Source organism: Seonamhaeicola sp. ABD4_340 (genome assembly GCF_056312135.1).
Genome location: NZ_CM149981.1, coordinates 3,210,499 through 3,226,250, shown reverse-complemented (window position 1 = coordinate 3,226,250; position 15,752 = coordinate 3,210,499). Strand labels below are relative to the sequence as shown.

13 protein-coding genes and 1 pseudogene are annotated in these 15,752 nt (G+C 35.1%); 4 read left to right on the top strand and 10 right to left on the bottom strand.

All coding sequences use genetic code 11. The features are described 5' to 3' along the window. Positions 1 to 62: 62 nt before the first annotated feature. Positions 63 to 1,097, bottom strand: coding sequence for a hypothetical protein (locus ACYX4H_RS13920; RefSeq protein WP_476236887.1), 1,035 nt, complete (start codon positions 1,095 to 1,097; stop codon positions 63 to 65). 1,046 nt (positions 1,098 to 2,143) lie between these two features. Then, entirely contained in the window at positions 2,144 to 2,386 is a 243-nt protein-coding gene (locus ACYX4H_RS13915) for a hypothetical protein (protein ID WP_207972095.1), read from the bottom strand. A gap of 682 nt (positions 2,387 to 3,068) precedes the next feature. Between ACYX4H_RS13915 and ACYX4H_RS13910 the strand changes: the two genes are divergently transcribed. Both ACYX4H_RS13910 and ACYX4H_RS13905 read left to right on the top strand, forming a co-directional pair. Beyond that, positions 3,069 to 3,311: a hypothetical protein gene (locus tag ACYX4H_RS13910; protein WP_476236886.1), complete on the top strand. Its 243-nt coding sequence runs from the start codon at positions 3,069 to 3,071 to the stop codon at positions 3,309 to 3,311. A gap of 1 nt (position 3,312) precedes the next feature. Then, positions 3,313 to 3,489, top strand: coding sequence for a type II toxin-antitoxin system RelE/ParE family toxin (locus ACYX4H_RS13905; protein WP_476236885.1), 177 nt, complete (start codon positions 3,313 to 3,315; stop codon positions 3,487 to 3,489). Positions 3,490 to 3,658: 169 nt separating this feature from the next. On the opposite strand, the pseudogene ACYX4H_RS13900 reads toward ACYX4H_RS13905, so the two are convergent. The 5 genes and pseudogenes from ACYX4H_RS13900 to ACYX4H_RS13880 all read right to left on the bottom strand — a co-directional run. Further along, positions 3,659 to 3,772 (bottom strand): annotated as a pseudogene (locus tag ACYX4H_RS13900) (IS110 family transposase); the annotation flags it as partial. Positions 3,773 to 4,070: 298 nt separating this feature from the next. After that, complete coding sequence (locus ACYX4H_RS13895; protein ID WP_476236884.1) at positions 4,071 to 5,366, bottom strand: phenylacetate--CoA ligase family protein; 1,296 nt, start codon at positions 5,364 to 5,366, stop codon at positions 4,071 to 4,073. A gap of 19 nt (positions 5,367 to 5,385) precedes the next feature. Continuing rightward, positions 5,386 to 6,621 carry a GNAT family N-acetyltransferase gene (locus ACYX4H_RS13890; protein WP_476236883.1) on the bottom strand — a complete coding sequence of 412 codons (1,236 nt, stop codon included), beginning with the start codon at positions 6,619 to 6,621 and terminating at the stop codon, positions 5,386 to 5,388. A 6-nt stretch (positions 6,622 to 6,627) separates the two neighbouring features. Further along, on the bottom strand, positions 6,628 to 7,779 hold the full coding sequence (locus ACYX4H_RS13885) for a glycosyltransferase family 4 protein (protein ID WP_476236882.1): 1,152 nt from the start codon (positions 7,777 to 7,779) through the stop codon (positions 6,628 to 6,630). A gap of 572 nt (positions 7,780 to 8,351) precedes the next feature. Continuing rightward, entirely contained in the window at positions 8,352 to 8,738 is a 387-nt protein-coding gene (locus ACYX4H_RS13880; protein WP_475296435.1) for an HU family DNA-binding protein, read from the bottom strand. Positions 8,739 to 9,811: 1,073 nt separating this feature from the next. On the opposite strand from ACYX4H_RS13880, the gene ACYX4H_RS13875 reads away from it, so the two are divergent. Both ACYX4H_RS13875 and ACYX4H_RS13870 read left to right on the top strand, forming a co-directional pair. Beyond that, positions 9,812 to 11,806 (top strand): right-handed parallel beta-helix repeat-containing protein, encoded by a 1,995-nt coding sequence (locus ACYX4H_RS13875; RefSeq protein WP_476236881.1) that lies wholly within the window; start codon positions 9,812 to 9,814, stop codon positions 11,804 to 11,806. A gap of 214 nt (positions 11,807 to 12,020) precedes the next feature. Next, on the top strand, positions 12,021 to 12,227 hold the full coding sequence (locus ACYX4H_RS13870; protein ID WP_476236880.1) for a hypothetical protein: 207 nt from the start codon (positions 12,021 to 12,023) through the stop codon (positions 12,225 to 12,227). A gap of 54 nt (positions 12,228 to 12,281) precedes the next feature. On the opposite strand, the gene ACYX4H_RS13865 is transcribed toward ACYX4H_RS13870, so the two are convergent. Genes ACYX4H_RS13865 through ACYX4H_RS13855 form a run of 3 tightly spaced genes read right to left on the bottom strand, consistent with a single transcriptional unit; the run spans position 12,282 to position 15,740 of the window. Next, the gene (locus ACYX4H_RS13865) at positions 12,282 to 13,271 is read right to left on the bottom strand and encodes a hypothetical protein (protein ID WP_476236879.1); all 990 of its coding nucleotides are present in this window, start codon (positions 13,269 to 13,271) and stop codon (positions 12,282 to 12,284) included. 1 nt (position 13,272) lies between these two features. Continuing rightward, the gene (locus ACYX4H_RS13860; RefSeq protein WP_476236878.1) at positions 13,273 to 14,676 is read right to left on the bottom strand and encodes an MBOAT family O-acyltransferase; all 1,404 of its coding nucleotides are present in this window, start codon (positions 14,674 to 14,676) and stop codon (positions 13,273 to 13,275) included. A 2-nt stretch (positions 14,677 to 14,678) separates the two neighbouring features. Further along, positions 14,679 to 15,740 (bottom strand): glycosyltransferase, encoded by a 1,062-nt coding sequence (locus tag ACYX4H_RS13855; RefSeq protein ID WP_476236877.1) that lies wholly within the window; start codon positions 15,738 to 15,740, stop codon positions 14,679 to 14,681. Positions 15,741 to 15,752 lie beyond the last annotated feature (12 nt).

Below are 15,752 nucleotides of genomic sequence, written 5' to 3'. Positions count from 1 at the left end.
GAAAGTTTTAAAGTTTAAAGTTGGATGATTAGACTATTAAATGGTTAGAATTTTAGAGGTCGTTACAACGGGGCATTGTTTAGTATGTGGGCAAGCTGGGTTATATGGTCTGTGGTATATCTAAAATCTATGTGCAGATTTAAATAATAGCCATAACTTTCAGGGTTATCAGGCCATAGTAGCGATGGGTATACCTTGTTTGTTATCAAATAATGTTTAAAACGGGTGAGGTGGTCTTGCGTTTCAAAGTGATATAACCATCCAAAATTTGTGCCATCAGTTGCACACCATTGGGGTTGTAGTGCTGGTTTTACAAGGGTTTTTAAAAGCGTTTCATGTTGTTTTTTGTAGTAGAGGGCGTCAAAGGGTAACCATTGCTTTATAAGGGCTTCATGTGCGGGGTCTAGAGGCTCAATATTATGGTGTTGATGCATCGCAAGTTCGGCAGTGTTAACTAATGCTAAAAACGCATTTTTTTCAACGGTACTATCTTTGGTATTTAAAAAATCGGCTTTTTGGGTCATGGCCGCTGCGGTTGTGTCCCAAATGGTTTTAAAGGTGTCAGCTTTTTTGTCACTACGGTATGCTGGCAATGCGTGTGTGTTAGACCATGCCATACCCCCAAGCGGTATGGGTAATGATTTTCGTAAGGATGCAAAACAGTAATCGGCAGTACTGTTTAGGCAAGCCTTACTCAACCAACCGTGTGAGTGGTCTTCTATGGTTATGCATGTTTTTCCAGCTGTATTTATATGACATGAAGACGTACCCCAAAAGTTGTTAATTAATACAATATCATGGTCTATAGCTTCTGGTATTGTAATAACATGGTCTGGGTGGTTTTTAGGATCTGCTGGGTAGGTTTTAATGGTGTTGTAACACGTTTTTAACCAGTGGCTTACATGCTGGCAGTAGTATTCGGGTATCCAAATGCTGTTTACCGTATGTAAACTCATAATGGTATCTATCAAGTATTTAACAGCATGCCGTCCGTTGTAAAATAATACCTGGTTTTTAAATGTATGATGATGCGTTTGATAGTCTGCAGTTACAGGTTTTTGAAAAAAGGAACCAAACTCTAAAGTCTTTGTATTCATAGGGCAAACATGGTTACAAGAAAACAGTTGTGTTAAAAAGGCTAATATTCTATAAAATTATGAGATTACAAAACTATTGGGCGAGAATTTGTTGTTGGAGCCTTAATTATCGTTATACTTTTAAGCGTTTCAACGTGTTTGTAGACGGAACATGAAGGCGTTGAAAGTTGAACGTTTTTAAAGTTGAAAGTTGGATGATTAGATTATTAGACGGTTAGATTATTAGAGTTTTAGATGGTTAGAACTTGGTGTTGGCTTTTAGCCTTTAGCTGTTGGCTGTTGGCTTTTAGCTTTTAGCTTTTAGAGCGTTAATTATTGTTATATTTTTAAGCGTTTCAACGTGTTTGTAGACGGAACATGAAGGTGTTGAAAGTTGAACGTTTTTAAAGTTGAAAGTTGGGTGATTAGATTATTAGATGGTTAGATTTTTAGAATTTTAGATAGTTAGAACTTGGTGTTGGCTTTTAGCCTTTAGCTGTTGGCTGTTAGCTGTTGGCTGTTAGCTGTTAGCTTTTAGTCTTTAGAGCGTTAATTAGCGTTATATTTTTAAACGTTTCAACGTAATTTTAGACTGAAGATTGAATACTGATGGATTTGAAAAAAAGAATAACCGAATAAAAAACTACACCCAACGTGTTTTTATATGGTTTAAACAATAAGTTTAGCAAATAAAAACCGAATAGAAAATTCGCGAGGATTTTTCGTAAGCAGGCTAGAACCAGCAATAAATTATATACGTTGTTGCGCAACGTTATTTTTTGTTTTCCAATATTTTCAAAAGTTTTTTCGGATTTTGTCTATTGTCCCAAAAAGCTGTGATGATAATCTCTGTGTCATTAAATTTATAGTAAATACTAAAATTGCCTAAAGAAGCAACTCTTGTATCTTTATAATCTGTTGCTTTGTAAATCAAAGGTTTTTCGGCTACTTGTTTTGTTCTTTACAAAACTAGCTTTAAAAGTTTTTTAGAGTATCTATTTGATTTGTTTTTTTTAACCCAATATTCTAAAATTCCACAAACTGAATGTCAGCTGTTCGTGTCCAGATTACATTGCGTTTAGCCATTCCAAATTCCTTTTATTCATAGCTTCTTGAGAAATTAGTTTTCCATCTTTTATATCGCGTTCACTCATTTCCAGCATCAATTTCTGTTCTTTAGTCAGTTCAACTATTTCAGATTCAGATGAACTTGATGTAATTATTTTGTCAAGAGCTACTAAAAAGTCTTTGTTTTTAATCGATAGTATTTTGTCAATCAACCCGTTTCGTATATTATCTACTGTTGCCATTTTTATTTAAATTTATTTTATAAATATCCGAATAATTGGTCGTTTTTCCTAATGTTGCACAACAATGTATAACCGCAATTACGCGAGATTCTACTTCGTCCGAATCCACTCGGAATTGCTTAAGCTAGTAAATAACTAAAAACTTTTGTCTAAATTAGCCCGTTAACGGATGGGTTATACGAAGCCGTTAGCTTTTAACTGGTAGTTTTTAGCTATTAGAAAGTTAATTAGCGTTATACTTTTAAGCGTTTCAACGTGTTTATAGACAGAACATGAAGGTGTTGAAAGTTGAACGTTTTTAAAGTTGAAAGTTGGGTGGTTAGATTATTAGAATTTTAGATGGTTAGATTTTGACTGTTGGCTTTTAGCTGTTAGCTGTTTGCTGTTAGCTGTTAGCTTTTTGCCTTTAGAGCGTTAATTAGCGTTATATTTTTAAGCGTTTCAATGTACTTTTAGACTGAACATGAGTTCGTTGAAAGTTTTAAAGTTGAAAGTTGAAAGTTGGATGGTTAGATTTTTAGATCGTTAGAATCTTAAATTTTAGAAAGTATATTAAACTCGAGACTGTGAACTGTGAACTGGAGACTGTAGTTAGCCGATAGCCGTTGGCTTTTAGTAGTTAGTTGGTCTTCATTTAAAAAAAATCGTATCCAATCAAAATTTAAGGTTAAAATTATTATTTTTGATTATAAATAAATGTGAGATCAATATTCAGGCGGAAAAAATAGAATTGGTAAAAATGCTTTTGGATACAGAAAATCCTAAAATAATTGAATCAATTAAAAAAAATTTCAAAAAAGCTAAAACTGCTGACTTTTGGGACGAGTTGTCTGTTGATCAACGAAAAGAAATTGAAAAAGCTTCTCTTGAAATCGAAAACGGAGAAATAACGGATTACGAATCTTTTATTCAAAAACACAGGTAGATTGAGTAGAAAAGTTGTTATCTCTAAAACAGCGGAAAGGAAATTAGAAAAGCTTTTCGAATATTTAATTAAAGAATGGTCTTTAAAAGTAAAAAAGGATTTTGTAGAAAAATTAGATTCATCGATTGAGATAATTAAAAACCAGCCTCAAATATTTCCTGAATCTAAAAAAAGATAAAGTTTAAGAAAATGTGTAGTTACAAAACAAACGACTATATATTATAGATATAATTCCAAGCGGATAAATATTGTTACGTTATTCGACACTAGACAAGACCCAAATAAATTAGACAAAGAAATATAAAAACGAAAGCCCAACAAAGAACTGAGTTAAAAAACAAGCTTTTTTAGTTCAATTTCGACACATATTTCTCATCGTAAGGTATTCCGGATTTTGCAATGGCAAAAGCCTGTTTCAAAAGCTTATTGCATACCGCTATCAAAGCAAGTTTTTTGCTTTTAGCTGTTAGCTTTTGGCCGTTAGCTTTTAGCTTTTAACTTTTAGTTGCTAGAACCTTAATTATCGTTATACTTTTAAACGTTTTATTGTACTTTTAGACTGAACATGAAGGCGTTGAAAGTTGAACGTTTTTAAAGTTGAAAGTTGGATGATTAGATTATTAGACGGTTAAATTATTAGAATTTTAGATGGTTAGAACTTGGTTGTTGGCTGTTTGCTTTTAGCCGTTAGCTTTTAGCTGCTAGAATCTTAATTATCGTTATACTTTTAAACGTTTCAACCTGATTGAAAACAAACGCCTATTCCTTTATATAATGATTCACCGTGGCTTTACGTTTACCAGAGGCTAGCACGGGTATTTCGTTTACATACACCACTTGTATACTAGCATCGTTGCCTAAAAAGCTTTTAAAACGTGCTATAATGTCGGTTTCTTGGTGGAATGCTTCGGTAACATTCAGTTTTAGCGTGTATTGGGTCTTTGCTTCTTGAATAAGCTGACTTTGTAGTAGCCCTTCAAAACTGTAGCTGTGCATCATAATAAAGGCGCTTACAATTTGGCCTTGGGTGTTATAAATCACATCCGTTTTTCGGCCTTCAATATGGGTAAACACCGGCGGGTTTGTGCTGTTATCTATAATTCCTAAATCGCCTGTGTCATAGCGTATTAATGGGGTAGCATGATTGTACAGGTCGGTAATCACAATGCGGCCTAAGCTGTTGGTGGCCGCTGGGGTATCGGAATTCATATCTAATACTTCTACATGGTAGCTGCTCCAATTTATTTCAAAATGGTCAGCGTTGGGTGGCTGTTGCGCTATAATACCTTGTTCCATGTTGGAGTAACGCGACACTACGGGTACGTTAAAGTAATAAGCTAGTTGTTGTTTTGTGTAAGGGCTCAAGGCTTCAGACATGGTGATGATGCCTTTAAGGCGGGGTATGTTTATGGGGGCGGCCTTGGTACGGTCTAAATAGCCCACAATGGTATCAAAAGCCGAGGCATAGCCTTGCCATATTTTGGGGCTGGCATCCTTTTTAAGCTGATGGAGTAGACGCTCTATATAGGCATCATCTAACGCTAACACCTCAATAGGGCGTATGTTTTGTAGCCAGTATGCCCAAGCAGGTTTTTTATAATAGTCTAACCAATGGCGCATGTAGTACAACCGATCGCCCACACGGTAGTGGATCTTGCCGGCAAAACATAAGGTATCGGCGGTATTGCGCTGTACTTTGTTGGTGTTATGCGCTATTTGCAAGGGCGCACCTGTAGAACCACTGGTTTTAATGGTTTTAAGGGGCTTTTTTAGGTAGTTACAAGCCTTAAAATCGGACAAGCGGTCTCTTACGGTATTTTTAGTAATCACCGGAAAGCGTTCTAAGGGTTTGTCTTTATAAACCGCATAAAACGGTGTGGTACGGCACGCGTGCTGTAATAAGGCAAACAGGGCTTTGTTGGGTGTTTGCTTCGGGGAAACCCCTGCTTTTTGTATGCTTTTTATGTGCTGTATATGCTGTGCAACGCCTTGTTGTAACAAGCGGTCTTTTAACCAAAAGCTGTGGCGTCGTATAGCGTGTAATAGGGTGTGCATGCTGGTGTTTAGGGTGTTTTTAAACAACTAGTATGTGTAGGTAGGTTGTTTGCGCCTCTAATATAAAACTTTTTTTAGAGTGTCGCGTTTTATACAGGCGAAGTTTGTTTTCTGGTAGTACGTGTTTAAAGGCGGTATGGTACACCGTAGGTTTTAAAAAAGCGTAAGCCGCTTCGTTGTAATTAATAAGTTCTAGGGTGTGGGCATCGGGTAAGGCCGCTAAAGGCGTCATTTGTAGGGTGTAGGGTTTGGTTGTTTGCTGTTTTAATCTAAATAACAAACGGCTCCATAGACTGTCTATGTTATGGGTTCTTAGCCATTGCTTGGTGTTATATTTGGCAGATAATACCGCGGCTAGTAGCTTTGATAATAGGTGTTTTTTATTGTATATAATATGGTAATAAAAGTGATATTCGGTATCTGCCAACCGTTTTTTATAAGGGTAGTGCCCTTTTGAAAAATCAAAAGTCTCTATATCATGCGCTATACACCATGACAATTGATTTAAGGTACTTAAGTAACCTAAGTTAAATTTTTCAAAAGCATTATCAAACACGGGAGCGCCTAAAATCATGCTATTGTTAGCTAAGTAATTAAAGGTAATGCTAATAGGGGTGTCTTGCTTGTAAATAACAAATACCAGCGCTTGATCATCTTGTAATAAAGCCCAAAACAGGTCTTTAAAAAAGGCTTGTTTTTCAGGTGTTAACCAGTGGTTATAGTGTTGTTGCTGCTGCGTGCGTTTATCTAATAGGGCATGGTAAGTATCTACAAGCATTTCATAGGTGCTGCTGTTAATGTTTGTGCTTGTAAACGTTTCATAGCGTATCTCAAAACAGCTGTGTAAACGTTTCGCTGCCCGTTTTAACTTCCAGCGGGTTTTACTACTTAGCTGTGAGGCTGTATAATCTTCTAGGGTTTTATAACGGTTGGTATGAATTTTATAGCCTTTGTATTGTTGTATTTTTTTTATAGCTATAGGGGCCTGTGTATGTGTGTTTGGTGTAGGGGTGTCTTCAAGCACATCGTACACCATACACACCTTGTTTAGGCGTTTTGGTAAACTGTCTTCAAGCTGGTAGTGCAGCCCATGGGTAAGGGTATCGCCTATATTTTTATACAATTTAAACCCTTTGGCTTTATAAAATTGCAAGTGTTTAATACCTTGTATCTGTAATGGTTTTGTATGAGGCTTACAATGCTTTATCCATGTGTTAATAAACAGCGTATGTAAAAACGGATTTTGTGTTGGCATGGGTATTTAGGCATCCTCTAAACGTTGGTATTCGGTTAAAATGGCATCCCATACTTTTTGGCGTTGGTAGCGGTCTACAATGAGTTGGCGGCAGGTATGCCTATCAAACTGTGCGGGGTTTTGGTAAAAATCGCGCATGTTTTCAAAAAGGCTTTGGCTATCCTTGGTGGGTATAATGGTGCCGTTTTCACCTTCAATAATAATTTCATTACAGCCGTTTATATTGGTTACTATGGCCGGTAAGCCCATAGCGCCTGCTTGCATCACCACATTGGGGAAACCTTCACGGTAACTGGGGAAGGTGAGTATATTGGCCACTGCCAAATAGGGGCGTACATCGTTTACCCAACCCGTACTTATAATGTTGGTGTTGTTATCAATAATATTTAAGGTTTCTGGTAATAACGGATCTAAGGCCGTTTCATAATCGCCTACCAACAAAAGTTTGGTGTCGGGGTGTAATTGGTTCAGCTTGTTAAAAGCCTGCACCAGTTCATTAACGCCTTTATCGGCCACCATACGGCCTACAAATACATACACCATATCGGTAGCTTGTATATTCAATTGGGCACGGGTATCGCTTTTTGCAGCCGTACTGTATAAGGCAGGGTCAAAATAGAGGGTGTCAATACCGTTAGAGCTGCCGCTGGCTAATACTTTTAATTTGCCTTTGTGTGTGAATTTATTTTCTAAAATAATATCCACCAAACCATAGGCATTGGGGTAAATATTTGTGGCACAAGCATAGGTGAGTTTTTCCACCAGGTTGAGCAAACGGCGTTTATTGCCTGTAGCCTCTACTAGAGGTAAGCCCGCTATGGTATGTAGGCGGTGAGGTACGCCTGCTAATTTAGCAGCCATCATGCCTAGGGTGCCTGCTTTGGGGGTGTGGGTGTGTACTATAAAGGGGCGTTCTTTTTTAAAAATTTTATAAAGCTGAAACACCGCTTTTAAATCGTGTACCGGGGTTATTTTACGGGTCATTTTTACAGGCTTGGTAGGTATGCCTTCGGCATTTCCTACTTGCTGTAATTTGTTATTTTTTCCGGGGTCGGCAATACCTAATACCTCATAGTATTGCGACATAAATTGTAATTGTCCTGTTAATAAGCCACCTAAAGAGCCAGGTACGGTGGTTATTCTAATCAGTTTTTTCATGGTGTTGTGCTGTGTCAACGGGTTAATAGCTGCGCAAATATACTAAAGTAAATAAGGTATCATTGTTAAAAATTAGCCTTGGTGTATAATTACTAGACCAATGGTTGTTTTTATAAAGGTTTCGGTGGGTGATACTCAAATTTTTTTGATTAAAATGAGGGTTTCTTTTGCACAATTATACAATATATAGTACTTTTAACCCATCGAAATTACACATTGAGTAGGTGGAACTATTCAAGACCTTATTAGATTGAGCTCAAAAAAACGCGGGATTCTAACCATATTTTTGAGCTTTTTTTACGTCTTTTCTGTTTTTTATTGTAGGTTTAGTTCATTTTGTTTGTAGGTAAAAATACGTTAAAATTATTTTACGCACGTATTGTATTACATGTTGTGAGGTGTTGAAACGATGCCTATGCTTTGTTTGGATGGTGCCTACCAAAATTTTTACTCATGCGTACCGTTGTGATTATTGATAGGCATGAATATGGATAAAAAAAAGGGCAAAAAAAAGGCCCTGAGTAGGTGGAACTACTCAAGACCTTACTAGATCACTCTAGATACGCGGGATTCTAACGACGCGCTTTTGTAAACGACAGATTTTTAAGTAACTGTCTGAAACTTTTACCAGGGCGGAACAAAATACGTGCTTTTGTAATGGCCGAGGCATCCAGTTCTTCTACGGTATCGCGTCCTTGCGAACTAATACCCACTTGAAAATTACCCAAGTGCCCAAGTTTTACAATGCGTCCTTGCTTTAGGGCATCTACAATGTTGCGTTCTAAAGCCATAAGCACCGCATAACAATCGGGTTGGGTAATGGTACATTGATATGCTATTTGCTCCGCGAGCGTTTCCATATCTACACTGCCATCGCCTATGGCAGCGGCGTAATACTTCTCAGGTAATGTTCTATCCTGAGGATTTTTGCGCGTTTGCGCTTTAAATGTTATTGCCATTTAATTAAAATTTAAAATTGAATAATAAAAATTTTTTTGCTTAGTACACTGTCTTTCAGTGCCTAACTGCTCTACAAAGGTGATAATAATTTTTAAAAACTCTAAAGAATCTTTTCAACAAACAAAACGGCGTATTTTTAGGGTTAATTGATTGTAAATCAAGTATTTGAATGATTTAGCGTAAGATAATACATCTAAAAAATGTCAATAAGTTATAAACAATAGAATGCTAATTAACGTCATGATACTATTATCTATATGGTTTTTGTGAAGCTTGTATGTGCTTTCGAGCTCCTATTACGACAAATAGGAACTACTGTTGATCTATAACACTGACAATCTAAAGTTCTAAGCATCTAAAAGTCTAAAAATCTAAAATCCAACGTTCAACTTTTAAACTTTTAAACTTTCAACTTTTAAACTTTCAACTTTAAAAACTATAAAAACGTTCAACTTTCAACGCGTTCACGTTCAGTCTACAATGGCATTAATAAATGTAAAACGATACCAACTATCTAACAGCTAAAAGCTAACAACCAACAGCTAACAAATAAAATCTAACCATCTAAAGCTCTAACGCTCTAACGCTCTAAGGTTCTAAACATCCAACTTTCAACTTTAAAAACGTTTAACTTTCAACGCTTTTAATTTCCGTCTTCAATACGCAGTGATCATTAAATTCAACAATCTAACCATCTAATAGTCTAAAAATCTAAAAATCTACCCATCTAAAAATTCCAACTATCTACATACTGACTTATCAACAGCACATTGTTAATAAAAACTCTGGAATACTTATTAACAAGCACTTACAAGCCTGTTTGTTTTCAGTATTTTTACGGCGCTTTGAAAAAAAGTGAGGGATTACAACGTCTAAAATTTCAATTTGGTCGTATATAGTCGCATTAAACCTTTTGTATAACTCTTAAAAACTGTTAAAATTGTATTTCATCGACTACAAAAAACAAAAACCAATGCATTTCATCGAAAAACAACATCGTTTTAACGATTTAATTACGAAAACGCTTAAGTTTACAACACCAAATCAAACCCCCAAAAATTCTTAACCTATTATGAAAAAGACATTTGTATTATCCCTATTAGCGCTATGCGCCTTGAGTTTAAATGTGGTTTCTTGCAATGACGAAGAACTGTTTGTTGAAGAAACCATTGTAGAAGAGACCCCTGAAGAGGTGGAAGAAACCCCAGAAGATACGGACGACGACGATACCAGCGAAGAAGAAGATACCACGGAAGAAGAAGACGTAGTTGCAGACCCCACACAACCATGTGATTTTACCTTAAGCAATTTAGCACCTAACAGCACGGTGATTATTAATTGCATCATGGATTTAGAAGGGGCTACGGTGGATATACCTGCCGGCGTTACCATTGTGTATGAAGGTGGTGATATTATTAACGGTACGCTGAACTTTTTAGGCGATGCCGAAATTGGTGGCGAGTTGTTAAATAATACCTTTACCATTACAGGAAGCACCCCACAAGTAAAAGCGGATTATTTTGAGTTTGACCCTAAACGTTGGGGCATTGTAGAGGGTAAGGTAAGTGATGAAGTGGCAAGAGCTAACAGAGATATATTAGAAGCCACCTTTTTTGAATTGCATGATTTAGGTATTGCTACGGTAAAAATTGATGCCATGGATGCTTATTTTAAAGTAGATGGGATTTTTAATAAAACCGTACCGCAGGATGAAGCTATAAATGTACCTTCGGATTTTACTTTGGAAATGACCGATAAAACACATTTGAGAGTACAACCAAATAGTTATAAGAATACTGTGTTATTTTCAGTATTTAATGTTAATAATGTTACAATTGATGGTGGAGTTTTTCATGGAGATCGTGATGAACATGATTACTCTAGTGGCGGTACCCATGAATGGGGGCATTTAGTTTTATTAAAAGCTTGTAGTAATGTTATATTTAAAAATGCTACTCTAATGGATGCAGGAGGTGATGGTATTGATATTAATGCTTTAGGTCATGCGTTTGACTCCCATTATAAGTATTGTGATAATGTATTAATTACAGGTAATAAAATTATTAGAGCGAGACGAAATGGTTTGTCTATTACGGATGGACGAAACATTATAATTGAATATAATGAGTTTATAGACTCTGGGGTGCCCACTGCAAAATCTGGTGGAGCAGCGCCACAATGGGCTTTAGATATAGAGGCTGTTCATGCTAATGGTTTAAAGTATGAAATTTCAGAAGACATCATTATTAGAAATAATATTGAGCGTGGCTCAGAAAAAGGTGGCTTTTTAATACACAGAGGTGATAAAGTGACAATAGAAAATAACCAAATGGAGAGTAAAATTTCGTTTTCAGAAACCACTTACTCAATCATACGTCATAATAAATTTGAGAACCCTACAAAAAATGCTAATGTTGCTATTTATGCAGGAAGAAAAGACGATAGAGGTTATGGTAATGAACGCAATCATGACAATCAAGTGTATGGGAATATTATTCAAGGTTTTCCTAAAGGTATAATGCTTTCAGATCCAGGAGTAGATTTACATAGTAATACTATAATGAATTGTAAATCAGGTATACTCATTGTTAATTCAAGGGATTCTAAAATAAGAAATAATACAATTGAAAGCAACGTAGAACGTAGTGAAGGTATCGGTAATCATACTTCTGATTATATTAACAATGTGAAAATTTATGATAATGAAATTAATGTAGAAAATGCGCCATTTCGATTTACAGATGTAAATCAAGACAATGAAAATGCTGCTTTTAAATTAGAAATTTTCAGTAATACGGCTAATTCTAACCCAAATGGAACTACAAGTTTTTATATAGTAAGAGGATTAGAATTTTATGATAATGTGTTAACAAATAACTCTATTATGTTGACAAAAGTGTCTGACTCTAAATTTCAAAATAATTTATTAAACGGGTATGGGATACGTATAGAAAAAGAGTGTTCAAATATTTCTTTTATAGAAAATTCAATTGTAGATGGTTATTGTTTTGCTGATAATAATACTGATGCAGTTAACATAATTAAAAATGATAATGTTTGTAACTAAATAAAATATACATCTTTATGATTTATGATAAAAAGTGTAGAAACATACAATTTTCTGCACTTTTTCTTATGATCTAATCATTAAAAATAAATTCTTTTAAGAAAATATTATATTTTCGTTACTGGAATTTACTTTTTTAGGGTAGTTACTAGTTTTATATATATTTTTGTTTTTAGTTTTTTGCTTATAAAATAATATTAATGACTATGGACAAGTGCAGTTAGTTAATTGTAATAATATAAGTATTTTACAAGGTGAAATTTTGGCGGCTAATTTAACAGCAGGTATACGATTTATGGAATCAAATACTAATATAACTATTGATGAAACGGTTATAGTAAGTGGAGGGGCTGATTGTATTATAGGTGAAGAAAACGCTACAAATGTTAGTATATCTAACATTAATTGTACAAATAATTAATTTAATTTGCGCTAGTAAATTAAAATACTCAAAACGAAAACAAAAAAGCAGTGGTTAATCACTGCTTTTTTTGTTTATTATCGGCATACACAATTTACTTAATGTTTTATGACCGAACTCATTTAAATGACCGTTCGCCATAAAATAATTATTTAAATCATCAGGAAAATAGATGGTTTTAATAGAAATGTTACTTGATGACGGTTTTGTTAGCTTAAAAGCATCAATATTTTTGATGTAACGGCGGTTAAGATTATTTATAATAATGATATCAATTTGTGTGTTTAAGGTTTTGTCATCAATAAGTTTTATGAGCCAGTGCAAGTTTGTTGGGTCAAACGTTAATTCTGCTTTAGGAAATTTTGCAGCACCGTAATATTTAAAACTATTATAAAGTTTAAAAAAAAACAAGCTTTTTGAGAAGCGTTTAATTTTATTAATAGTACTTATACTATTTTGAAAACTGCTTTTGGCAGCTTTATAAAAACGTAAAGAATCGTTAGCTCTATAGGGGTAATTTCTATTGGTATCGTTTTTTGGGTTTCGTTTACCAATATGCATCAACTCGCTTGGTGTTATAAATAGTAAGACACGTTTGTAATGTATATTTTTATTTTTTATTAAATCTTCTAATAATACAATGCTTTGTATTGGTGACCACACCCCGCTAAAGGCGGCATTATCTATGTTTATAGCTGTGTTTTCTTCTAATAATTCTGTAAATCTATTGGGTTTGTTTACACCATAGCCCTCAATAAAAGAATTGCCTAAAACCAAGGTGTGGTTTTCATTAAAGGCATCATCCCTAAAACCAAGGCTATTGGTTTCATGTAAAATGCCACCCCAAGGCCTATTAATTAACTGTTTAGCATTCTTTTGACGGGTTACGCCATACAATGTATCCATGTCATAGTAAAGCGGTGGATCATTGAATTTTGTGAGTGGTAAAAGAGCATTTTTACCACTGCAAGCAAAACATATTATGAGGTGGATCAGTTCAATAATCACAATATACAATGTAAAGGTTTTTAAGTATTTCATCATATTAAAATTGAAAGTATATGAATTCAGCTTGCGTGTTTCTATTTAAAGCACCCAATATAACTATTATCAAAAGCAGCCATACTATTTTATGAAACCTAATATTTTTAAATCTTATAAAATCTAAACCAATTACAAGTATAATTAATAAATAATCGGTAAAAATAATTAAACTAGAAGTATCTGTTTTAAAAGAATTAATACCTTTTATGTAATGTAAGGCATCATAAATAGTTGCAGCTCTAAAAAATATCCAAGCTATGGTTACCATAAAAAAAACATATAGTATTTGTAGTATATACTTTAAAGTTTCTTTGAAATTATAACTATTATGGTCATTTAGGTGTTTTCTATTAGTCCCTAATATAAATGAGGGCATAAATAATAATGCATGTATACCACCCCAAGCTATAAAGGTCCAATTGGCACCGTGCCAAAACCCACTTATTAAAAAAATGGCAAAGACATTACGGATACCTTTGTATTTTCCAACTTTAGAACCACCTAAGGGGATATATACATAGTCTCTAAACCAAGTAGACAAAGAAATGTGCCATTTACGCCAAAATTCACCAATACTTCTTGAAAAATACGGGTAATTAAAATTGGTCATTAAATTAAAACCAAATAGTTTGGCTGTACCAATGGCAATATCAGAATAGCCTGAAAAATCACCATAAATTTGGAACGCAAAAAATATTGCCCCCATAAATAAAGTACCTCCTGAATAGTTGGTATAATTTGAAAAAATGTCATTAACAATAGGCGCAAAGGTGTCTGCAATAACTACTTTTTTAAACAAGCCCCAAATGATAAGTTCTATGCCATGTTTAGCATTTTCTTTATCAAAATCACGCTTGTTTAATATTTGTGGCAATAAATTAGAAGCCCGTTCAATAGGTCCTGCAACTAATTGCGGGAAAAAAGACACGAAAGCTGCAAACCCAATAAAATCACTGGTAGGTTTTAATTGGTTCCGATAAATATCAATGGAATATGACATAGTTTGAAATGTATAAAAACTAATACCTACAGGTAATATAACCTGCAGTGTCCACGTATTCTCAACAGTATAACCTACACTATGCAGTAAATCAACCCATGACGTGATAAAAAAATTATAATATTTAAAAAAACCTAATAAGCCTAAGTTAAAGCACATACTGCTCCATAACCAGCGTTTTTTTATCTTTTGATTAGATGTTTTATGAATTTTTAAACCGATGTAAAAATCTACAAGTGTACTTAAAGCTATTAAAGACAAAAATCGATAGTCCCACCAACCATAAAATACATAACTGGCTATTAATAAAATAATGTTTTGCGTTTTTAATGATTTTTTTAAAACCCAATACATTATAAATACAATAGGTAAAAAAACAGCAAAGTCTATAGAATTAAAAAGCATAATTATACCAGTGTTTTATATAGCGTTATATGTGCTTGAATCATTTTATGTATATCAAAAGCGTTAGCCCTTTTTAAACAGTGTTTTACTGTTTCTTTATAGAAGACATTATCATTAATCAAGGTTTCAATGTGTTTAGCCAAAGCTCCGGCATCCGCATCAGGAAATACCAGGCCATGGTGTTTTACAATATCGCCCAAACCGGGGGTATCACTGGCAATAAAAGGCTTGCCCGATGCCATGCCTTCAATACAGGACAAAGATAAGCCCTCATAATGTGATGCCAATACCACGATATCGGCGGTTTTTAAAAGGCGTGGTACATCAGGGCGTACCCCTAAAAACTGCACCCGTGTTTCCAGTTGTAATTGTGTAACAAGGGCTTGGGCATCTTGTATTAAGGGGCCCGTACCTACTAGCAATAGTTTAATATGGGCAGGTAAGTGGCTAAGGGCGTTTATAAGGGTGGTTTGGTCTTTTTGTGGGGTAAAGCTGGCTACCTGTATCAGCACCACATCATCGGCCGCCATACCAAATTGGGTTTTGGGGTAAGGCTGCGCTTCTGTAAATGCTGCCACATCAATGCCATTGTAAATTTTGGTGATCTTGTTATGAAAGCGTGCTCCTAAATGGGCTTTTAAACTGTGGTCTACCGCATCTGAAATGCTTATTATACTATCAAATTGTTTATACATCATACGGTCTAAATACTTAAACAGCATGAGTTTGCGGCGCCTGTTGGTGGTGTTGTGTTCTGTAAAGACCACTTTAGTCTGTTGCGCACCTAAACGTTTGGCTAAGGCTACCCAATAGGCGGTAGGGAACAGGTGCGCATGTACCAAAGGGTATTGTTTTAAAAACCGTATGAGTTTGGTGCTGTTTAAAGGATTGTAAAGGCCTTTACTTTTGGCATTGATGGTATGTATGGGGATATCATATGCCAATACCTTGTCATGTAGGGGTGTAGGTGTGGGGTCTAACACCAGAATGCTCACGGCAATACCTGCCTGTTTATAGCGGATACTGGTATGGGCTACCAAGGTTTCAGCGCCACCAGCGCCCAATGAATTGATGAT